The sequence below is a fragment of the Desulfobacter postgatei 2ac9 genome (genome assembly GCF_000233695.2).
Lineage (GTDB): Bacteria > Desulfobacterota > Desulfobacteria > Desulfobacterales > Desulfobacteraceae > Desulfobacter > Desulfobacter postgatei.
The window spans coordinates 698,174-719,430 of the sequence record NZ_CM001488.1; the positions used below are offsets into that span (position 1 = coordinate 698,174).

The 21,257-nt window shown below is 49.1% G+C and carries 22 protein-coding genes and 1 pseudogene; 6 read left to right on the forward strand and 17 right to left on the reverse strand.

What is annotated here, in order from left to right; translation table 11 throughout:
- Positions 1-198: 198 nt before the first annotated feature.
- On the forward strand, positions 199-1,590 hold the full coding sequence (gene fumC, locus DESPODRAFT_RS03245; protein ID WP_004071276.1) for a class II fumarate hydratase: 1,392 nt from the start codon (positions 199-201) through the stop codon (positions 1,588-1,590).
- A 135-nt stretch (positions 1,591-1,725) separates the two neighbouring features.
- Here fumC and DESPODRAFT_RS03250 read toward each other — a convergent pair whose 3' ends face one another.
- The 6 genes from DESPODRAFT_RS03250 to cobU all read right to left on the reverse strand — a co-directional run bounded on the left by DESPODRAFT_RS03250 (position 1,726) and on the right by cobU (position 6,444).
- On the reverse strand, positions 1,726-2,022 hold the full coding sequence (locus DESPODRAFT_RS03250; protein WP_004071277.1) for a hypothetical protein: 297 nt from the start codon (positions 2,020-2,022) through the stop codon (positions 1,726-1,728).
- Positions 2,023-2,215: 193 nt separating this feature from the next.
- Complete coding sequence (gene cbiR, locus DESPODRAFT_RS03255; protein WP_004071280.1) at positions 2,216-3,013, reverse strand: cobamide remodeling phosphodiesterase CbiR; 798 nt, start codon at positions 3,011-3,013, stop codon at positions 2,216-2,218.
- A gap of 1 nt (position 3,014) precedes the next feature.
- The gene (gene cbiB, locus DESPODRAFT_RS03260; protein ID WP_004071282.1) at positions 3,015-3,971 is read right to left on the reverse strand and encodes an adenosylcobinamide-phosphate synthase CbiB; all 957 of its coding nucleotides are present in this window, start codon (positions 3,969-3,971) and stop codon (positions 3,015-3,017) included.
- A gap of 2 nt (positions 3,972-3,973) precedes the next feature.
- The gene (locus DESPODRAFT_RS03265; protein WP_004071284.1) at positions 3,974-5,062 is read right to left on the reverse strand and encodes a threonine-phosphate decarboxylase; all 1,089 of its coding nucleotides are present in this window, start codon (positions 5,060-5,062) and stop codon (positions 3,974-3,976) included.
- Positions 5,063-5,830, reverse strand: coding sequence for an adenosylcobinamide-GDP ribazoletransferase (locus tag DESPODRAFT_RS03270; protein WP_004071286.1), 768 nt, complete (start codon positions 5,828-5,830; stop codon positions 5,063-5,065).
- Positions 5,827-6,444 (reverse strand): bifunctional adenosylcobinamide kinase/adenosylcobinamide-phosphate guanylyltransferase, encoded by a 618-nt coding sequence (cobU, locus tag DESPODRAFT_RS03275; protein ID WP_004071288.1) that lies wholly within the window; start codon positions 6,442-6,444, stop codon positions 5,827-5,829. Before cobU ends, DESPODRAFT_RS03270 begins: the two co-directional genes overlap by 4 nt.
- 760 nt (positions 6,445-7,204) lie before the next feature.
- On the opposite strand from cobU, the gene DESPODRAFT_RS03280 reads away from it, so the two are divergent.
- Together DESPODRAFT_RS03280 and DESPODRAFT_RS03285 are read left to right on the forward strand one after the other, a co-directional pair.
- Positions 7,205-7,627 carry a helix-turn-helix domain-containing protein gene (locus DESPODRAFT_RS03280; protein WP_004071289.1) on the forward strand — a complete coding sequence of 141 codons (423 nt, stop codon included), beginning with the start codon at positions 7,205-7,207 and terminating at the stop codon, positions 7,625-7,627.
- Complete coding sequence (locus tag DESPODRAFT_RS03285) at positions 7,620-7,985, forward strand: ParB/RepB/Spo0J family partition protein (RefSeq protein WP_004071291.1); 366 nt, start codon at positions 7,620-7,622, stop codon at positions 7,983-7,985. The genes DESPODRAFT_RS03280 and DESPODRAFT_RS03285 overlap by 8 nt, the downstream gene beginning before the upstream one ends.
- On the opposite strand, the gene DESPODRAFT_RS19840 is transcribed toward DESPODRAFT_RS03285, so the two are convergent.
- From DESPODRAFT_RS19840 to DESPODRAFT_RS03290, 3 genes are all read right to left on the reverse strand, one after another.
- Positions 7,954-8,487, reverse strand: a complete 534-nt coding sequence (locus DESPODRAFT_RS19840; protein ID WP_004071293.1) for a hypothetical protein — start codon at positions 8,485-8,487, stop codon at positions 7,954-7,956. The genes DESPODRAFT_RS03285 and DESPODRAFT_RS19840 overlap by 32 nt on opposite strands.
- 191 nt (positions 8,488-8,678) lie before the next feature.
- Positions 8,679-8,765 carry a transglutaminase N-terminal domain-containing protein gene (locus DESPODRAFT_RS19225; protein WP_245532058.1) on the reverse strand — a complete coding sequence of 29 codons (87 nt, stop codon included), beginning with the start codon at positions 8,763-8,765 and terminating at the stop codon, positions 8,679-8,681.
- A complete protein-coding gene (locus DESPODRAFT_RS03290; protein WP_040015818.1) occupies positions 8,755-9,540 on the reverse strand; it encodes an alpha-E domain-containing protein in 786 nt (261 codons plus the stop codon). The genes DESPODRAFT_RS19225 and DESPODRAFT_RS03290 overlap by 11 nt, the downstream gene beginning before the upstream one ends.
- Before the next feature lie 398 nt (positions 9,541-9,938).
- Between DESPODRAFT_RS03290 and DESPODRAFT_RS03295 the strand changes: the two genes are divergently transcribed.
- Positions 9,939-10,484, forward strand: coding sequence for a CBS domain-containing protein (locus DESPODRAFT_RS03295; protein ID WP_004071295.1), 546 nt, complete (start codon positions 9,939-9,941; stop codon positions 10,482-10,484).
- Positions 10,485-10,580: 96 nt separating this feature from the next.
- Here the strand turns inward: DESPODRAFT_RS03295 and DESPODRAFT_RS03300 are convergent, their stop codons facing one another.
- The 8 genes and pseudogenes from DESPODRAFT_RS03300 to DESPODRAFT_RS03330 all read right to left on the reverse strand — a co-directional run bounded on the left by DESPODRAFT_RS03300 (position 10,581) and on the right by DESPODRAFT_RS03330 (position 18,095).
- Positions 10,581-11,699, reverse strand: a complete 1,119-nt coding sequence (locus tag DESPODRAFT_RS03300) for a sodium ion-translocating decarboxylase subunit beta (RefSeq protein WP_004071296.1) — start codon at positions 11,697-11,699, stop codon at positions 10,581-10,583.
- Entirely contained in the window at positions 11,696-11,854 is a 159-nt protein-coding gene (locus DESPODRAFT_RS20245) for a hypothetical protein (protein ID WP_004071299.1), read from the reverse strand. The genes DESPODRAFT_RS03300 and DESPODRAFT_RS20245 overlap by 4 nt, the downstream gene beginning before the upstream one ends.
- A 3-nt stretch (positions 11,855-11,857) precedes the next feature.
- Complete coding sequence (locus tag DESPODRAFT_RS03305; RefSeq protein WP_004071301.1) at positions 11,858-13,615, reverse strand: acyl-CoA carboxylase subunit beta; 1,758 nt, start codon at positions 13,613-13,615, stop codon at positions 11,858-11,860.
- 18 nt (positions 13,616-13,633) lie between these two features.
- Positions 13,634-13,849, reverse strand: coding sequence for a biotin/lipoyl-containing protein (locus DESPODRAFT_RS03310; protein WP_004071303.1), 216 nt, complete (start codon positions 13,847-13,849; stop codon positions 13,634-13,636).
- A 22-nt stretch (positions 13,850-13,871) separates the two neighbouring features.
- Complete coding sequence (gene acd, locus DESPODRAFT_RS03315) at positions 13,872-15,035, reverse strand: glutaryl-CoA dehydrogenase Acd (protein ID WP_004071305.1); 1,164 nt, start codon at positions 15,033-15,035, stop codon at positions 13,872-13,874.
- Positions 15,036-15,145: 110 nt separating this feature from the next.
- Positions 15,146-15,919, reverse strand: a complete 774-nt coding sequence (locus DESPODRAFT_RS03320) for an ABC transporter ATP-binding protein (protein WP_004071306.1) — start codon at positions 15,917-15,919, stop codon at positions 15,146-15,148.
- A pseudogene (locus DESPODRAFT_RS03325) lies at positions 15,916-16,986 on the reverse strand (FecCD family ABC transporter permease). Before DESPODRAFT_RS03325 ends, DESPODRAFT_RS03320 begins: the two are co-directional and overlap by 4 nt.
- Before the next feature lie 5 nt (positions 16,987-16,991).
- Positions 16,992-18,095, reverse strand: coding sequence for an iron ABC transporter substrate-binding protein (locus tag DESPODRAFT_RS03330; protein WP_004071308.1), 1,104 nt, complete (start codon positions 18,093-18,095; stop codon positions 16,992-16,994).
- Between the two features lie 459 nt (positions 18,096-18,554).
- Here DESPODRAFT_RS03330 and DESPODRAFT_RS03335 point away from each other — a divergent pair, with 459 nt between their 5' ends.
- Complete coding sequence (locus DESPODRAFT_RS03335) at positions 18,555-19,868, forward strand: amidohydrolase family protein (RefSeq protein ID WP_004071310.1); 1,314 nt, start codon at positions 18,555-18,557, stop codon at positions 19,866-19,868.
- A 125-nt stretch (positions 19,869-19,993) separates the two neighbouring features.
- Positions 19,994-20,782: an RMD1 family protein gene (locus tag DESPODRAFT_RS03340; RefSeq protein WP_004071312.1), complete on the forward strand. Its 789-nt coding sequence runs from the start codon at positions 19,994-19,996 to the stop codon at positions 20,780-20,782.
- The last annotated feature ends 475 nt before the right edge of the window (positions 20,783-21,257 follow it).

The window sequence follows — 21,257 nt, forward strand, 5'->3', positions numbered from 1 at the left end:
AAAGGTCACATCATAAACTACTACGGTGCAGGTGCGACACTCTGAATTGCTGCAGCGGCCTCAAGCATTTGATCTTGCTCCGGCAAGCTGTTATATTGGCAAATTCCGACAAACAGATCGTAAGGAACCCCATCATTCCCGGAACCGACACAACAGACCCGCCCTTCCGGAGTAAGGGCCAAAAGGAGGAATCAAGAGATGGCGAATCGAACCGAACATGATACCATGGGCGCAATCCAGGTGCCCGCAGACGCATTGTGGGGCGCGCAGACCGAACGCAGCCGGCAGAATTTCACCATTGGCCGGGAATTTATGCCGCAAGCCATGATCCATGCCTTTGCACGGCTGAAAAAAGCCTGTGCCGCCGTCAACAGACAGATGACACTGCTGGACGATCATCGGGCAGATCTTATTATCCGGGTCTGCGATGAAATCCTGAACGGGGATCACGACAGCCAGTTTCCCCTTCACGTCTGGCAGACGGGCAGCGGCACCCAGACCAATATGAATTTAAATGAGGTCATTGCCAACAGAGCAGCCCTTCTTGACGGCAAGAAGCTTGATGAAACCAGACCCATCCACCCCAATGACCATGTAAACAAATCCCAAAGTTCCAATGATACATTCCCGGCTGCCATGCATATTGCGGCAGTTTTTCAGATCCATGACACCCTGCTTCCCGAAGTTGACCGCATGCGTCTTACCCTTGAAAAAAAATCCCGAGAATTTTCACAGATTATTAAAATAGGACGCACCCACCTCCAGGATGCCACACCGCTAACACTTGGCCAGGAAATCAGCGGCTGGGAAGCCATGATCCAAAGCAGCCGAGAGCAGATTTTGCAATCCCTGGAAACACTTTATCCGCTGGCCATTGGCGGCACAGCGGTGGGAACAGGCTTAAATGCGCCCCAAGGGTTTGGAAAAGCCGTGGCACAGGAACTTGCCAGGTCAACCGGCCATCCCTTCACACAGATGGAAAACACCTTCCATGGCCTCACCGGACATGATCAGATCGTCTTCACCAGTGGTGCACTCAAAGGGCTGGCTGCCAATCTGATGAAAATCGCCAATGACGTCCGGTGGCTTGCCAGCGGTCCCCGATGTGGCATCGGAGAACTCAACATCCCGGCCAATGAGCCGGGCAGCTCCATCATGCCCGGAAAAATAAACCCCACCCAGACCGAAGCAGCCACCATGGTGGCCTGCCAGGTCATGGGAAATGATGCGGCCATCGGTTTTGCCGCCAGCCAGGGGAATTTTGAACTCAATGTATTTAAGCCGGTTATCATACATAACCTGCTTCAGTCAGTTACGCTTCTGGCCGACACCATCGCCTCTTTCACATCCCATTGCCTGGCCGGGATTACCCCGAACATCCCGGTGATTGAACGCCACCTGAAAAACTCCCTGATGCTGGTCACAGCGCTGGCACCGCACATCGGATATGACAATGCCGCACGGATCGCCAAAAAAGCGCTTGCGGACGGCATGACGTTAAAAGAGGCTGCCGCAAAACTGGATTTGGTTCAGCCCGGACAATTTGATGAATGGGTCAACCCCGAAACTATGATTCTGGGACGAAAGTAGGTTTTATACACTGGAGGGAGGTGGTTCCGGATCACTCGATTGTCCGGGCCCACCCTGAAACCGGTTTCATAAAACAAAAAAAATCTGTTGAAAAGACTTTGCCGCATCAGAATATCCGACAATGGCAACCATCTCTTATTTATTTGTGTTAAAGTTACTTTTGTCTGTTGCTGTAGATCCCGGGCGATCAGCCGGTCGGTTATTATTATTTTTATATTTTTTTTTGACGTTGAAAAAATCCCATACGGCCCAGGGAACCAACACAGCGCTCAATACCTGGTTGAAAAGGGCATACTCGGCCATGTCAGGATCTGTACTCAGCCATCCGTCCCAAAAGCACCACAACCCGAATCCGAGCAACAGGAGCGTAAATACGTAAGGGCTCATCTGAGGTGGAGGCGGCAGGTTTGCCTTGGATTTTTTTTCATTCATGAATAGGTTTCCCAATTAATCATAATTATTCGTTACCCTATCATCTATCATTTTAATCAGCAATTCTAAATTTGAGTTATCTGTGAATTATTGATGATATTCCGATAATATTTTGATAATACGCATTCTGCGCTCTTGAGTCATAGATTTGTGTATGGATCAGCCGGATTGATTTTATTAAATAACTATGGATTTATATACAGGGTATGCCGTTAAAAATTTTGGCCAGGGCAGATAGAGAGCCTTGCAGATCGGCAAGTTTAAAAACCTCCAGACAGACGGTTCCCGTGTAGTGTTTCAAGTGGCCGATGATTTTCCTGAACTCGCCTGGTGCCATTTTGTCAAGGCCAATGTGGTCTTGGGGCGGTTTTTCAAGGTGTGTATCCACACCGTGGAGGTGAATCAGATTGATTTTGGGGCCGAACAGTTCAAAGGTGCGCGATATGTCATACCCGTATTTGATGTGGTGCCCAAGGTCGGCACAGACGGAGAGGCCAAATTGGGTTACCACTTCTTTGAAAAGATCCGGGGGGTACCACAGGGTTTCCACGCCGATCTTTGCCGGATCTTCAAGGGCCGGCACCAGCAATTCAAGCCCCTGCTGTGCATTGTTTCGCCAGACTTCCATGCCATCCTTTGACGGCATGGGTTTATCCATCTCCAGATGAAGGGTGAAGCTTGTGACAGGCGCAAGGGAAAATAGCTCAATCACCCGTTTCAGGGTATCTGCGGCGTCCCGGCGTTGCCGATGGTCCGGTGCACATAAGTTGATATCCGTGGGCAGGTGGACATTATAAGTCAGATTCAGGTCCCGGGATAGTCCTGCCAGTTCTTTCACATCGTTCCGGGGCGGCATCACCTCTTTGGGTTTGCTTTCAAAGACCAGAAGTTCAATTTCGTCAAAAAAGGCGCCGATTTTTTTGACATTGGGGATAATATGATCCGGATAGATAAAGGAGGTTGTGCCCAGCCTGAAAGGTTTTTTCATCATTCTAAAACAGACCCCAGGCCAAAAGAGAGCCCAATACCACGGAAATAAGGGCTGACAGCATCATTAATTCACAGGCTTTTTCAATGTGGACGGGTTTGGGGTCGTTGAAGGCACCGCCGATATAGGGTTTATCCACAAGTTTTCCGTGGTAGACATTGGGACCGCCGAACCGGACGCCCAGCGCTCCTGCAAAGGCCGCCTCGGGGAAGCCGGCGTTGGGGCTTTTGTGATTGCGACCCTGGGTCAGCGCGGTGAAAAACGCGCGCCTGCCTCGGGAAAGGGAACGTATCGCTGCTGCCGGCGCAATCATCACGATGGAGAGCCGGGCCGGGATATAGTTGGCCCCATCGTCAATGCGGGCCGCAGCCCTGCCGAACAGGATATAGGTGTCGTTTTTATACCCAACCATGGAATCCAGGGTATTGATCATCTTGTACATCATGGCCCCGGGGGCACCGAGTACCAGGGCAAAACACAGGGGCGACAGAAAACCGTCTACGAAATTTTCCGCCACGGTTTCGCAGGCCGCCCGGGTGATACCCGCTTCATCCAGGTTTTTGGTTTGGCGTCCCACAATATATCCCACCTTGATTCTGGCCTGGGCCAGATCTCCTCGGGACAGCGGGGTAAATACATCCATGGCGGCCCTGTACAGGCTTCTGGTGGAAAAACTGTAAAAAATCAATATGATCTGGACAATGGCGGCCGCAACCGGATGAATCCGGCCGGCCATAAAAACAAGGGCCCATGTCAGGCCAAAGGCTGTGGATATCAGGCAAAGGGCAAAGAGAAGTCCTGCCCGGAATGGGTTTTTAATCCGTTTTCGAAATTCAGGTTCAAAAAATGAAATAGCCCGGCCCATATAGATAATGGGATGGGGCAGGGATTTGGGATCTCCGGCCAGGATATCCAGGATAAACGCGGCAGCTATAATGTGCCAGGTCACATCAAAAAGCACGGTTACGTATGTTCCCGGGCCAGGGCTGTTTTGATGCTTTGGGCCAGGGCCAGATTGATTTCATGTGTTTTCAGGGAAAACCGGACAAACCGGTCGGACAGCCCTTTAAAATTGGCGCAGTCGCGGATCAGAAATCTGTCATCTCCCACCCGGCGGCACAGTTCAGGGGCAGAGATCCGGTCCAGCCGGGCCAACACAAAATAGACCGGCGTATCAAAAAGCCGGATGCCCTCTGTTTCAGCCAGGGCATGGACAAAAGCCCGGCGTTCTTTAACGATAAATTCCCGGGTCTGCCGGTAAAAGGGCAAAATGTCGCCCGGATGATCGTAAATGTTTTTGATTACTGCCTGGGCCAAGGCATTGACGCTCCAGGGCTGGTAATGGGCCATGACTTTCCGGATCAAGGTTTTGGCCCCGCTTAAAAAACCTGTGCGAAGCCCAGGAATCCTGAAGATTTTGGACATGGAGGAGAGCACCACAAGGTTGGGCTGGTGTGTCTGCGTTACAAGGGAAAACGCTTCTGCATCCGGTACAAAGGGCAGATAGGATTCATCCACCACAAAACAGGTGTTCGTGTGGCGGCCAATTAATCTCTCCAGATCCTGTTTGTCAATCAGGGCGCCTGTGGGATTGTTCGGATTGCAGATAAACACCAGATCGGCGCCTTGCGCCTCGGCAGACAACTGATCCAGATCCGGAACAAAATTGTTTTGGGCAAGGGTTAAACAGTGACAGGTCTTTACATTGAGGGCTGCACAGGCATCTTCATAATCGGCGTAGGCAGGACCCAGGATCAGGGCCTTTTTTGCCCCAAGGGCCAGGGGCAGGGTATAGATGAAAAATGTGGTACCGTTGCCTGCCATCACACACCCGGGATCAATGCCGTGATAGTCTGCAAACCCCTTTGACATACCGGCCGCATCCGGTTCGGGAAGGGCATGAATCAGGTGAATGTTTTCCCGGATAAAGGCGTGGATACGTTTCGGCGGCCCCAGGGGATTGAGGTTGGAACTCATATCAATGATATCTTCAAGCCCGCATCCTATACGGTCTGCAAGCTGCTGTTTATTTCCGCCGTGGCCCTGAATCATTTAAATAACATTCATGCCGGCGGCCATGAACAGCCAGGCTTCCATCACTTCGGTCATGGCACCAAGCATGTCCCCTGTGATGCAGTTCATTTTTTGTTTGTAAAATTTTAAAATAGCAACACAGCCCAGGGCAAACCCTGAAATCAATATCAGACCCTTATACCCCAGAAGCAGGGAAAACCCCAGCGGGATCAGGCACAGGTAAAAATCTTTTGAATTAAGCGGGCGGTCAAACAGATCCTTGCCTGTTCCCCTGTCTTTTCTGCCGTATTTGAGATATTTTATGCCCAATATCATGGAGGCTCTGGAAAAAGAGGGCACCACGAAAAGTATGGCCATGGCCTGAACCGGAGAACAACTGATTTTCACCGACCAGATCCCGGCAAGTTTTGCCGCCAGACCTAAAACAACGGCAACCAGTCCCATCATTCCGATTCTCGAATCTTTCATGATTTCAAGGGCCCGCTCCCTGCTTTGATGGCTGAAGATTCCGTCTGCGGTATCGCCAAGTCCGTCCAGGTGAAAGGCGCCGGTTACGGCCACCAGGAAAATGAGATCAACAAGGGCTGCGGCAGGTGCCGGCCAGACCATGGATGCCAGAAAATCGGTTATCACCAGAAGGGTGCCGATGATCAATCCCACCACGGGGAAAAAGCGGATCATGCCCACAGGAGAATATACCGGATTTTTTCCCGTGGGCAGAATGGTAATAAAGGCCATGCAGGCCCGTAAGTCTGCAAAAAAACCAGGGGTATCCGTCCGGGTCATTGAAGTTCGCCGTTCCCAAAATCCTTGCCGTTGAAGAGCCCGGGCCCGACCTGTCCGGATTTGATCTGATTCGGTTTGATTTGGCCCGGTTTGATTTGGACGGGGATACCGGCCATACTCACAAAAACCTCGTCAACGGCCCGGGCCACGCGCTGGTTGACAAGCCCTGCCATGTCCCTGAACTGCCGTGCAAGGCTGTTTTCAGGAACGATTCCATATCCCACTTCATTGGAAACCAGGATAACAGGGCAGGTTGACCGGTTTAATGCGCCTAAAAGCAGGTCCACCGCCGCCATAATACCGGCCTCATCTGTTTGCTGGAGCAAAAGGTTGGAGGTCCAAAGGGTCAGGCAGTCCACCAGAATCACCTTTGCCTGGGCACAGGCCCGCTCAATGGTCTCATGGATGCGTATGGGTTCTTCAATGGTTGCCCAGTCAGGTCCGCGCTGCTCCTGGTGCTGTTTAACCCGTTTATTCATTTCCCTGTCCGTGGGCACACAGGTGGCCAGATATATTTTTTTGTCCCGGGCCATATGATCTGCGGCCTGCTTGGCAAAACCGCTTTTGCCGCTCCTGCAGCCGCCGAGCACCAGAATACGCTTTATATTCTTCATAATTGGGTCATTATTCCATCAGCATATTATAAAATCAAGATGAATACGTTTTACCGCCGGTCGTAAACGTCCCCACCTATGGTGATGAAGCAGGCCACCCCTTTAGCCGGTAACAAAGCTTCCATCCCTTTTACTTTGTATTTTCTTCACCCCCAGATTTTAAAAAATATATTTTCTTCCTTTTTTTCTTTGATTTTGGTTTTGTTTCCTGGATGGATTTGAAAAAAATAAAGGCTCGAAGTAGGCGGCTTCGAGCCTTCAAAAAGCAGACATCCATATAAAATACGGAAGCTACCCAACATCCTCATATAATCACAGCTTCCGTTTTATGGCAAGAACGGAAAATGTGGAGATCGTCTTATTAAAAGAAATTCAGTGTAAACGATGCGGCAGCATTTTTTATATCTGTCACAGTTGCTGGCGTGGACAGACTTACTGCTGTAAATCCTGTCGCGAAACTGCTCAAAGAGAAGCTCACCGTAACGCCCAGGAGAAGTATCGACAAACTGAAAAAGGTAAGATAGCCCATCGTCGACAGGAAAAAAACGGCGATTAAGAAATTCTCAAAAAACCGTGGATGATGACACTTCAACACCCTCCAAATCCAATGATAGTCTTCGGGTAACGCCTCCGTCTTCCCATCCATGCTGCTGTTTTTGCGGAAGAAGAGGTCTGATTGTAGATCAATTTCCCCGGCGGGGATATGGCAGACGCTATTCAGGCGACAATTTTCATCATTATATCTCCAAGGAGGGCAAAAATGATTACCAAAGACCCGTTGAAGGACCATCGAATTAGAAAAATTAACGGCAGTTTCGCATGGATAAGCCATCGGTTTATCCGCCAGGGGTATTGGGACAGCCTGAACTACCAGGAGCTTGTGCTGTATCTTTTTCTGGTGATGGTGGCAGATCGTCAGGGAATGTCTTATTACGGTTATGATAAAATTTGTTCATTGACGGCCATCAGCCTGGACGAATATATCCAAGCCAGGAACGGGCTCATTGATAAAGATCTCATAGCCTTTGACGGCCGACTGTTTCAAGTGCTTTCCCTTCCCCGAAAAGCCGTTGCAACACAGACGTCCAAGGCGCCTAAGCAACCTGTGGGCCACTGTGGCCTTATCCCAATCGGGGAGATTTTTCAGAAAAGCCTCAATATCACCGGAGGCCCAAATGATTAGTCTGCGTCCAGACCAATTGGATTTACGTTTAGGATTCCTGCGTCCGGTCCACGCCGATGCCCGGGAAAAGATGGCGCCTTTATTAGTCAAGCATGGTCAATTGACGGCTGTCGTTGCGGTTGAGCAAGGCGGTTGCCATCTTTTAATAGACGGTTTCAAGCGGCATCGCTGTGCAGGCCTTCTTGGCATGAAGACGCTTAAAGTGGCTGTGCTGAAAAAAAGTGTTGCAGAAGCCAAGGCATTACTCTACCTGCTGAACCGGCCGGATGGATTTTCCACGATCATGGAGGCCCTTGTGGTCTGGGAACTTGTAGAAATAGAAGGACTCAAACAGGTTGAAGATGAAACGGCTCAATGAGTTGGGAACATCTAATGGGCTTTATGTTTAAACAGCTCAAAATCCCTATAACAGGATAAGATGCCAAATTTAGAATTGCTGCTCCTTTTTGATAAGTAAGCTGAGTGTCTATTGCTGATTTCATAGAAACAAAAGCCTCTCTCAGAACAGAGCGATAGGCGACAAGAAATAGATGCTCTGGATCATTAATATCAAGTTGATTGGTGTCGATGGGTTTAAAAAGTTCAGTGTCGTGATTTTTACATAAGCCAGTAAAGCTTGTCGCTTTATTTTGGCTTAATGATTTAAATATAAACGTTGGTAGAGCAGTCGCAGTTAATTTGGGCTTCGGCATTATGATATGCCCGTTTACGCTCAGCAGATCTAACGTTCTTCGATTTTGAATTGAATGAGCGTTTATTGCTTTTTCTTCACAGGAATCCCCAGGGCACAAACATAGATCCCAACGCTTTTTCAAGCGTGTCATCATAAACCCAAACAACTCTTTTTGATTTTTCCTCATAGTACATCTCAAACAATTTGATTATGGTTTCCGTTGATCTTTCGTATTTACTTATCGAACGGGACAATATCCGAAAAGTGAGAATCACCAGACCGGCATAAATGTTTAAAAATCAATAATGAAATTATTAACATCATCTGAAATGGTTCACAAATTTTTTTCTCCAGATGGCAACATAGTTGACCAAGCACTTATGGTATCAGCACCAGTTCGCTATGGGATAATGAGGCCGGAGAGTCATATTGATAATGGGTCCGGTGGCTAATTTTATATTTCATTATTCACCATTCCTACCACAGCCCCGACCACAGGGTAACCCTTACCTGCAAACTGACCATTGAGCTGTTTTTCCGTTTCGATCCGGCTTAAATAGTGCTGGGTGATGCTGTCGGCAAGGTCCTGCAATTCCTTATTCAGTTTCTTAAGCAACGCATCGAGGTTGGGCAGCACATGCTTTTTCCCAAGTATCATCAACTCCTGAGTATCTGCCAGGCGCAACCGGGTGGTCAGATCCAGGATAATTTTCTCCTCCTTTGTCCGGAAAGGAAAAGGTTGGGGCTTAGGCAGGGTTTCCAGCTGGGAATAAAGGGCTGCCAGCTGAAATCCCACAGACCGTGGGTTTATCTCATCCAGCAGCAGCAGGTCCACCAGGGGCTCCATGTGCAGGGTAGTCCTGTAACGGGTCTGGTAGGTTATGCGGCTATCCGCCACCTCAAGTACGGCCTCAAGCTCGCTGGAATCCGGCAAGCTGCGTCCCTGAATCAGACTGGTCATAACGGTTATTATATGAAGGGCCCGCTCAATCCGTCGCCCCATATCCATAAATCGCCACCCCATTCCCCGGCTTATGCTTTCCAAAGCAAGGCCTGCAAAGGCAGACATATTCAGAATAATGTCGCTGAGCATTTCCAAAACTTCAGTGCTCTGATTTTTGGGATTAATCCGGACCAGCCCTTTTTCAATGCGCCCAAGAATATACCAGGAATCATCAAAGAGGCGGTCCCTTACCCGGTCTGCCACCTGGATGGCGTTCTTCAGACAAAAAATTCCCACTATAATTTATTCCCCTCAAAGACACAAAATCAAAAGACCGGTTTTACAGACAATCGCAGAAAACAGCACGGGCTGACCTGTTTTTCCACCGTGGCTCTATCCACAACAAAAATTGTAAGTTCTGTGCAGATTATACAACTATTTCTTATATAATGAAGAGAATCAATCAATGACGAAAAATCTTTTTAATTCGAACTTTGACAGGGTCAAATTACCTATAAAGCTTGACTTCCCATATTTTTCTCATATAATTCTAGAAAATAATCATGGGCTGAACTGACATATCAACTAGCAGGCATAGCACACAAAAAAAGCTTTAAAGATCTGAGTAACTTACCCAGACTTTTTTATAAAATCATCATAATTAAGGCCATTAATACCCTTTTGAGGAGAATGCGATGAAAGAAATTCTAATAAAAACGGTTATGATCCCCTTACCTGACTATGTGAGCATCAAGGAAACGGATACCGTTTATGATATGTTCCAGGTTCTGGAAAAAAGCAAATCAGATGGCCGCCACGCCCACAGGGATGTTATTGTCGTTGATGACAATGGCAAGTTCAAGGGAAACGTTACCATGATTGATATTTTCAAAACACTTGAGCCCAACTATAAAAAACTGTTCGAAAACTATGAAGGCAAAACACTGACCAAAGATTATGTGATTAATGCTATGCGGGATTTTAATCTCTGGGTGGAGCCCATTAAGAACATTTGCGAACGCGGTGCCGCTATCAAGGCTTCCGAAATCATGTATGTACCTAAAAAGACTGAATATCTCCAGGAGGATGATTCCCTGGAAAAAGCGCTGCATGAATATGTTATGGGCGCCCACCAGCCTTTGATCGTAAAAAACGGCGACACGGTCACCGGTGTTCTTAGATTTGGTGATTTGTTTGAGGTGATCAGAGAACATATGCTGGCCTGCCCGCTTCCCGAATAATGTGTACGCCGAACACCCATAAAAGCCGGGTGCCCGTCTGATCTCCTACCACACGATGTGTAAGGGCGATGAAAAGAAACCCTGGGGTGATCACGATCACCCCCCTAAAAGGGTTAAAAAAATACCGGCCGCAATCACGGTGCCGATAACACCTGCCACGTTCGGCCCCATGGCATACATGAGAAGATAATTTTTCTTATCCGCTTCCATACCCACCTTATGAACCACCCTGGCAGCCATGGGTACGGCAGAAACACCGGCTGCACCCAGCAGTGGATTAATTTTATTTTTGGAAAAAATGTTCATGAGCTTGACCAGGAGAACCCCTGTCATGGTGGAGATCACAAAGGCAAAAAGCCCCAGACAAAAGACAAATATCACCTGGGGCCTTAAGAAATTCTCCGCATTCATGGTTGCGCCTACTGATACCCCAAGAAAAATGGTAACAATATTCATCAGTTCGTTCTGGGCGGCATCGTGCAGACGTCCTACCACGCCGGATTCCCTGAACAGGTTCCCCAGCATGAACATGGCGATCAACGGCGCTGATGCCGGGACCAGCAGGATGATGACAAAGGTGGAGACAATGGGAAAGAGCATTTTTTCAAGCGCTCCCACCTTTCTACCCTTGGCCATGCGGATTCGTCTTTCCTCTGCAGTGGTTAAAAGCTTCATCACCGGGGGCTGGATAATAGGCACAAGGGCCATGTAGGAATAGGCTGCCACAGCACAGACCCCCAAAAGGGAGGGGGCCAGTTTGGATGCCAGAAATATGGTGGTGGGCCCGTCTGCACCACCGATAATACCGATGGTTGCCGCCTCTTTCAGGTCAAATCCAAAGGCCTGGGCCGCAAAAAAAGTGATGTACACACCTGCCTGGGCCCCGGCACCAAGAAAAATCAGCCTGGGGTTGGCAATGAGCGGCCCAAAATCGGTGAGTGCCCCAAGGCCCAGGAAAATCACCGGGGGAATAACCTCCCAGTGAATACCGTATTCATAAAATTTCCAAATCAGCCCTTCATGGGGGGTCATCAGTCCTGCCAGGGGCAGGTTCACAAGGATGATTCCAAATCCGATGGGCAACAGCAAAAGGGGCTCATAGGATTTTGCAATGGCAAGGTAGATCAGGATTAGTCCGATGACCCACATAACCACAATGCCCGGAGTGACATAAAACAGACCCGTGGTCTGAAACAGGGTGTACAAAGCACTCATTTATCTTCTCCCTGCCCGGTATCTTCCCCGGTTCTCCTTTTTGATTCCAGCGCGGTGACAGCCATTTCAGTAATCTTCATAGAAAGGTAGAGAAAAGTCATGCCTGCGAATACACCAAAAAGTCCGATGAGAAAGACCCTGACCGCATCCCCCATGATTTATTCCTTTTCCTTTTCGACAGCGTGATCCCGTATAATTCTGGGCAGGATCATCTGATGCTGGGGGCAGATGGATCTGGGGTTCTGGTAAACCGCGCCCGCAAAGGACTGCATATAGTGCCGCAGATCAGCAAGCCTTACCACTTCATCCACCATGCCATGTTTTGCACAGTAAAGCGGGGTTGATGTCTCCTTGTATTTCCGGGCAAGGGCGTTCATCTTCTCCACCACAGGCTCAAGATCCCGGCCTGCCTCCTTTTCCTTTACAAGCCGCCTTGCATAAGTGGCCACCGCTGCTGTTTCACCATGCATAACGCAGATTTCCGTGGCACAGGTGCCCAGGGTAAAGGCATTGTTCCGGTTGGCCTGGGGGCCGCCCATGACATAGTGGGCTGCTGCGGTTCCCTTGCGCAGGATGGCAAGCATCATGGGAAGACCTGACTGCTGGATGGAATAGACCAGGGACTGGCCCAGGCCTAAAAGTTCGGCTTTTTCGGCAATGTCGCCCACATCAATGCCGGAGGTGTCCTGGAACCAGATCACAGGAATTCTGTCTCTCCCGCAAAGAGTTACAAACTCGTTCATCTTGAGAAGCCCCTGGCGATAGAGCTTGGCCCCCATGCCGGGATAATCGGCATATTCAGGGTAGCCCTTACCAAGATACCCCTGGCGGTTCCCGATACAGGCCACAAGGAATCCGTCCACCTTGCAAAGCCCTGTATATACTTCAGGGCCGTAGTCGGGGCGGTATTCCATATGTTCGGAGCCATCCACGAGCCTTGCCAGAATGTCGTCAAAATCATATACGGTCTTGGAGGCGATGGGCAGAAGGCGCATGACTTCTTCAGCTTCGAACGCCGGGGACCTGGGGTCGGTGACCCTGAAAAATTCAGGATCATAAGCCGGCAGCTTTTTCATATATTCTCTAACGCCGTCCAGTACCTCTTTTTCTTCCTTGTACACAAAGCGGAAAAAACCGGTGTGGTCATAATGGGTGGCCACGGATCCGGGTGGCTTTTCCCGGTGTTCTTTGGCTTTCTGGACCAGGGCTTCAGCCATATCCGCAGTAAACCCTCCCTGGGGGGACATCCCGCTGACAATGCCGGCACCGCCCACGGCCATATTGCACTTTTCATGGGCAAAAAGAACCGTGGGGCTGATCGACTGGTAGCCGCCGCCGGCAGGGTTGGTGCCGTAAATGGCCGCCAGGACGGGGATGCCCTCCTGCTCAAGTTCCGCATGCCTGAAAAACGGGGTACCGGAACCCCTTCGGTTGGCATAAAATTTTTCCTGCTCCGTGAGCTTGGCCCCGCTGCAGTTCACCAGCCAGACCAGCGGGATATTCAGTATTTTTGCAAGGTCTGTGACCCTCAAAATATTCTCGGATTGGCCGGCCAGCCAGGCTCCGGCCATGACCTTGTTGTCAAAACCGATCACGACCGCCCATTTGCCCGCAATTTTCCCAAGACCGTCAATGACATTGGTGGTGCCCTCAACGTTATCCGCAGGGTTGAAAAGCGTATGAAGCGGGGTCCAGGTGCCGGAGTCCACGATATATTCCAGGCGCTGCCATACGGTCATCTGGCCCCGCTGGTTAATCTTTTCTTCGGAAATACCTGCGTTTTTAACATCGTCCACTGCGGCTAAGATCTGTTTTTCCAACCCAAGGACCTGCTCATAATTATTCTGGGTGCGTTTTATGGTCCCTTTTTTGAGCGCTTTACCAAAAGGCGTCATGTTTTCAAAATAGGATTTCATTTGTTTTTCCTTTGACGCCTAATCAATGACGGCTAACAGATCATCTTCCTCCACAACATCCCCCGCCTTGACGACAATCTTTGACACAGTGCCGGAACAGGGGGCAAATATGGGGGTTTCCATTTTCATGGCTTCGATAACCAGAATTTCGTCGTCCTCTTCTATGGCTGCGCCCGGTTCAACGCTTAAGCTGACAATTTCCCCTGACAGGGGTGCGAGTACCTCTTCAGACATGTGGATCTCCTTTCTTAAAAAGTTACCTGTTCGCTTTTCTGATACCCAACTGATCCAGAGCAATAATCCACTTGCAGATATTGGCGGAACCTTCCACCATGGCATAAGTGGGAGCATCCCGGTAGTAGCGGGCCACGGGATATTCTGTGGAGTAGCCGTAGGCTCCCAGAATCCGCATGGCATAGTTGGCACATTTGTAAGCCACTTCGCCGGCCATGTATTTGGCCATGGCCACATCCATGCCGTTGTTCAGTCGGCCCTGGTCCTTGGCCCAGGCCGCTTTGTAGACCAGAAGACGGGTTGCTTCGATTTCCGTGGCCATCTGGGCGATCATGTCCTGGTTCATCTGGAACTCGCCGATCTTTTTGCCAAACTGTTTTCTCTGATTACAGTATTTGACCGCTTCGTCCAGACAGGCCTGGGCCAATCCCACGCCGCCGGCAGCTGCAGACAGACGGGTCTGATTCAAAGATGAAAATACAATTTTAGCACCGTCACCGGGTTTGCCAAGGATATTTTCCTTGGGCACCTTAACATTGTCCAAAAACAGTTCGCCTGTGGGGGAAGAGTGGGAACCCAGCTTGTCCAGGGAAGAGGTTTTTATACCGTCATAGTTTTTGGGTTCAATCACAAAGGCGGACAGCCCCTTGGAGCCGGCAGATTTATCCGTATAAGCGTAGTAGATCAAACAGTCTGCCACATCGGCATTGGAAATCCAGGTTTTATTGCCGTTGAGCAGCCAATGATCGCCCTTATCTTCGGCCGTGGAGGCGATGTTCATGACATCAGAACCTGCATCCGGTTCGGTGATGCCGAACCCGCCGATGTATTCGGCTGTGCACAATTTTTTCACATATTTTTTACGAATTGCTTCATTACCGTATGTATAAATGGTGTAAGCACAGCCCAGCACCTGCATATTCACCTGAACCCGCAGGGAGGAAGAGGCCCTGGCCAGTTCCTCGGTCACGATCATGGCTGCCAGAAAGCCCAAGTCTTCTCCACCGTATTCTTCAGGAATCACGGTGCCGAAATACCCCATTTCACCCAGGGGACGCATCACCTCTTTAATGGGCAGGTAATGTTCCTCATCCCACTGGTCTGCAAAGGGAACGATCTCTTTTTTTGCAAATTTATGAATCTCTTTCTGGAGCATTTGCAATTCTTTGCTTAATTCAAAATCCATTTTATCCTCCCTGACCTGGGGTATCTAAATTTCCGAGTTCAGTTTAATCATGATTTGTACCCAATTTTAACAGCTTTAAGTTCTATTTCAAACCATGAATAAATTCATCATCAGGCCGCCTTGGAGGCGTCTTCAAGCGGCACCACGAGAGGGTAGCCCTTATGCCGGATAATTTCAACCGGTAGGCCGTACACCTTTGTAAGCAACTCTGACCGGATTTCTTCAATTTTTCCCGCCCCGAACACTGTGTGGTTTTTTAAGCAGATATACTGGTCCGCATACCGCAGCGCCGAGTTCAGGTCATGCATTGTCATAATCACTGCAAGGTTGTGGTCCTGTGCAATATGCCGGACAAGACTTAGAAGCCGGGTCTGATTTTTTAAGTCCAGGCTGGAGGTGGGTTCGTCCAGCAGCAGGATATCGGTTTCCTGGACCAGGGCCCTGGCAATGGCCACCTGCTGAAGCTCCCCGCCGGAAAGTTCGTACAAATTTTTAAGGGCCATGTGTGACAGGTTCAAATGCGTTAACACCGACCCGACTTTTTTTAAATCTTCCTTGCCGGCTGTAAACCTGATATGGGGGTATCTCCCCATGAGGACGGCGTCAAACACCGTGATTTTGCCTGCTTCGTTATACTGAGCCACATAGCTGATTTCTTTGGCAATCTGACGGATATCCATGGCTTTCAACGGCTTGTCTTTTACATAAATCCGGCCCGCTGACGGGGTTAAAATTTTATTAAGGCATTTGAGTAATGTGGTTTTTCCCACGCCATTGGGTCCTAATATTACGGTGATTGCACCCCGGGGAATGGAAAAATTGATATCCTCAAGAATTTTAACGGATTTATACTTAAAATCAATTTGGTTTACTGTCAGAATCATCTGGGATTGCCTTTAATAATGAGGTAAATGAAAATCGGTGCCCCTAAAAATGCCGTAAAAATAGAGACCGGCAGCACATGAGGGAGCATGACCAGCCGCGCGACCATATCTGCTGCCAGAAGAATCAAGGCCCCGGCGAGAATGGATGCCGGCAAAAGGAACCGGTGGTCGTCGCCGATGATGCGCCGCACAATATGGGGGGCGGCCAGGCCCACAAAACTGATTATACCCACAAAGCTGATGATCAAAGCCGTCATCAAAGAAGCGGCCAACATGCCGGAAAGCCTGATCCATTCGACCCGTATGCCAATGCCTTTGGCACTCTCATCCCCCATTGCCATGCCGTTGTAGTCCAGGGAGTTTACCAGAAAAAAACCAAGCAGCACCAGCACAACCGGGGCAATCAGTGCGATGTCGTTCCAGTCTGCTCTGGACAGGTCCCCAAAGGTCCAGAAGACCATGGCAGCCAGCTGCACATCATCGGCAAAAAACTGCAGCAGCATGGTTCCGGCAGTAAAAAGAGAGCCTAATGCCACGCCGGTGAGCACCATGACCTAGGGCGAGGCCCCTTTTTTGCCGGAAATAAAAATAATGATTAACGCGGTTATAATTGAAAATGAAAAAGCCGTTACCACGGTGATCACCGGATTTGAAATGGCCACGGCATCACCGGAAGACGAGGCCATCACCCCGCTCCCCATGATAATCACGGACAGTGCGGCCCCAAATGCGGCCGCATGGGAAATGCCAAGAGTAAAGGGTGAGGCCAAAGGGTTTTTCAATACCGACTGCATTACGGCACCGGAGACCGCCAGGCCTGCCCCGCCTAAAATCGCGATGACAGTTTGCGACAGCCGGATATTCCATACGATAAGATCTGCCTTTCGGGACGGCGGATCCAACATTAATGTCTGCACTACATCCAGCAAAGGAAGTTTTACGGCCCCTTTGCACAAAGAGATGAGAAACAGGACTGCCATAAGACTGAACAGGGCGAAAAGCAACCAGGATTTTTTGCGAATATACCCGATATAGGCATCAGGCACAGCACCATGATCAAAGTGCATCTCCTTTATTTCGCCCCTAAATCAACCGGTTTGAATGCTTTGTTCCCGAACAGGGCATCCATGGCGGCATATACTTTGGCAGATAGTAAAAAATCATAAATTTCATCTGCTTTTTTAACCGGGTCAACATCCTCAAACTGTTCCGGATAAAGCACTTTTCCCACATACCAGGCATCGGCCAGGATAGAACCGAAATTCTGGGTGTACCAGTTATAGGGCAGCACCCCGTAAACCCGGCCATCTGCCAAGGCATCCAGAGCCTGGAATACGGGATCTGTTTTCAGTTCATCAAGCCCGCTATGACCGTCCCCCATTTGCAGGGTGGATAGGTCCAGAAACAAAACTTCAGGATTTTCTTCCAGCAGTTTTTCTTTGGAAAAGCTTGAGTGGGACAAATTTTTCACCTTGACGTCAGTGGCGTTTGCGATATTGGCGGCATTCACAAACTCAAAGGGTGGATAATTGGGCTCTGTGGACTGGAATCCATGGGGGCCTTTATGTGCTATACCGCCAATAAAACACGTTTTTTTATTTTCAACGGATGCGGTGCGCCGGTTGAGTTCAGCGATCTGCTCGTCAAAAAAACCGATCAAGGCCTCGGCCCGGTTTTCCAGGTTCAGCACCTGACCGATGATCCGCAGACTGTTGTAAATAACCTGCCTTTGAACGGTAAGATTGCCATATTCCAGCACCACCACCGGGATACCTGTTTTCTGAGATAATTCAACCGGGTCATAGCCCATGCCGACATATGTCTTAAAAATAACCTGGGGCTGTGCGGCAAGGCCCAAAATTTTTTCAGGGTCGTCGTTTCCCCTGAATTCCCCGAACACCGGTAGATTTTTGTATTGGGGATTGGCAATGGCATAGGGTCTTGCATCAAACTTTTTTCTAGCCGTCTCCATATCATCCACAGCCACCACGAAATCCTGGGCATTGAAATAGGTGATCAAACGCAAGGCCCCCGGACCCGAGCAGATAATGCGGCTGATTTTCTCCGGTACCACCACGACTTTACCTGTGCTGTCCAAAATAGTTTTTGCATTTGCCGGAAAAACAACCGGGATCAGAAACAGAGCGACACATAACAATGCAAGTTTTGTCTTCATTCTAACTCCTTGAACCAAAAAAAAGCCGCAAAGGGCCGACGCTTTTACTCGATCATCGATTTTTCAAAAAGGATATCTGTATGCCTTCGTGGCTTAGGGTGTATATGTCTAACAAAGCTTACTTGCCGGCTGCATTCAAACAGCGTTTGAGGTATCCTAATTGAACAGGTAATTAAGTGTCAAGATATTCATGCGTCTAAAAATATCTTAGAAAGCTATACAATGCATAAGACTGTGCGCCTGAACCCTGCGTCATGGATGCCTGAACCTAACTGAAAACGGCCACCATTGACGGGGTAAATGGCTTTGGGAATGGATGATATCATGGGGCTCTATACGCCCGGGTAAGACTGCTGATATCATTGTGGTGGAGACAATTAAAAAAAGTCCGCCTGTCCATCCCTTGGGGACAGACAGGCAGGCCGGATAATGGGTTCAAAAAAATAAGAGAACTATATCATGGAAAATGACATTCTTATACATAACGGCATCCTTTTAACCATGGAGGATGGACTGCCCGTGATTGAAAACGGGTTCGTCCATATTAAACAGGGCAAAATTGCGGATTGCGGACCCGCACTCCCGGAACAGATAAGGACTCTGGCCCAAAACCCTGCACGACAGATCGACGCCTGCGGTGGAATTATTATGCCCGGACTTGTGAACGGGCACACCCACACACCCATGTCCATGTTCCGGGGACTGGCCGATGACCTGCCCCTGGATCTCTGGCTCAATGGGCATATTTTTCCTGCCGAAGCAAGGGATGTAAACCCAGAATCCGTGGCGCAATGGACAGCCCACTCCTGCAGGGAGATGCTGGCCGGCGGCATCACCACCTGTTGCGACGGCTATTTTCTGGAAAGCCATGCGGCAAAGGCCATGGCAGATAGTGGCATCCGGGCTGTAGCCGGCCAGGGGGTGATTGATTTTCCTGCGCCGGGCGTTCCTGATCCTGTCAAAAACATTGATCATGCCAAAGACTTTATTGAGAAAACCAGCACCCTGTCTCCGAGAATTACCCCGTCTCTTTTCTGTCATTCTCCCTACACCTGTTCAAAACAGACGCTTGTGGCGGGAAAGAACCTTGCCCGGGAAAAGGGGGTTCTGTTCCAGATCCATGCCGCAGAAACCCGGGCCGAGCCGGGTATGATCAAAGAAAATAGAGGCCTGTCCGTAATCGCCTACCTGGACAGCCTGGCCATCCTTGATCCGGACACCCTTTTAATCCACTGCGTGTGGCTGGATGAAAACGACATTGGCATTATTGCCAAGCGCGGGTGCGGGGTCATCCACTGTCCTGAATCCAATATGAAACTGGCATCCGGGGTGGCGCCGGTACCGGACATGGTAGCTGCCGGTCTGACCGTGGGCCTTGGCACGGACGGGTGTGCATCCAACAACGACCAGGATATGTTTTCTGAAATGGACACAGCCGCCAAACTGCATAAGGTTGTGCGCCTGGATCCCTGCGTCATGGATGCCCGCACCTGCCTGAAAATGGCCACCATTGACGGTGCAAAGGCCCTGGGACTGGGTGATATCACGGGCTCCATACACCCGGGCAAGGCTGCGGACATCATTGTGGTGGACACTACCGGCCTTCACATGACCCCCATGCATGACCCATACTCAGGTCTGGTCTATGCGGCAAGGGCTTCGGATGTCTCCTGGGTGATGGTAGAGGGCAAAATACGCCTTAAAAAAAATCCGCCTCTCCATCCTTTGGGGACAGACAGACCGGCCGGATCATACAGGCCGAGTACCCGTTGACTCCCTGTTTTGGATGTGCAGTGTCCGGCTTTCAATACTGTTGTCGAGTTCCTTTACAACTTCGCTAACCGTTGTAAATGCAGTCTCAGCATGTTAGAATTCTTTATTGTCAATTGGAGGGAATCGTGGAAAAACTAGTTTTTGGGCTTCATGTCAATAGCAATATCAATATTGAAATTATAAAAAAATCTCTGCTTTTTGAACTGATTAGAGAAGAGCCCACCGAACTCTTTTATATGACGGAGGCAGGCGGTTATATCTTTATTGCCAACTACGGCAGTGTGGTGTTTGTGGATGTTGACCAGAACAAACAAACCCTTATCCTGCGCTCAATCCATAATCTTTTGGAGATTAAATCCACATCGGACTTTGAAAGTGAAAAATACACCATTGAAATCGACAGCAAAAAACAACGCAGGGTTCTTTTCAATAAAATCATTCTGACTTCATACGAGGTAGATAAGATCTACACGATTATGTTCTCCATCGCCCAGTCCATTGCCTTAGGCTATTACAGTTCACAGTCTGAACATCTTCTGGAAGAGACAAGGGTTTACACCACCCAGCTGGAGACAAAAGGGAAAGTCGATCTAAAAGGCAGACAACTGATCCAGTATATCGGAAAAGCCCTGAACTTAAAAAATCAAATTGCCCGCAACCTCTATATCTTTGACACCCCGCAGCTCATGTGGGAGGAACAAAGCCTTGACCAGCTGCATACCGCCCTGACCCGTGAACTTGATATAACGCTGCGCTACCGCTATATTCAGGAGAATCTTGGCATTGTCCAGGAAAATTTGGAGCTGTTTAAAGACCTTTCGCAGCACAGCCACAGTGCCCAGCTGGAGTGGATTATTATCATCCTGATCCTCATTGAGGTGGTCGATCTGTTTGTAACAAAACTGATCCACTGATCCCTGCCGCCTGGATATCAAATGATACCGGCTGACTTGATCAATTGATGTTTCAAAGGTCAAAAACCGAATCTTTCCTGGATCTTTTTTATAACAGCCAATGACTTGTCCGTTGCCAATCGCTGCGGGTACCGTCACAACAGAGAACAACTCGTTTGGCTGCGGTGACATCCAATTTTTTGTCTTTGGACGCTGCCAATTGACCTTTCAAAAATCCGTGCTATTTTTAAAGTATGAATGGAACGTTTAAGTTGTGAAGGAGGAATGCATTATGGGAAAAAAGCTTAGGGCCTGTAAGGCGTGTAAAAAGAAAAAAGACATTTTGCGAAAATCATCGGATACGTCAAAAGCATTTGTCTGCAAAAACTGTGGGGCCTCGTCAACTGAAGCTAAGATGCTTTGCAAACCAGTCATGAAGAAATTGACCTATTCATGCCAAAAATGCCAACGGTTATCAAATAAGGCCAAACGGTTG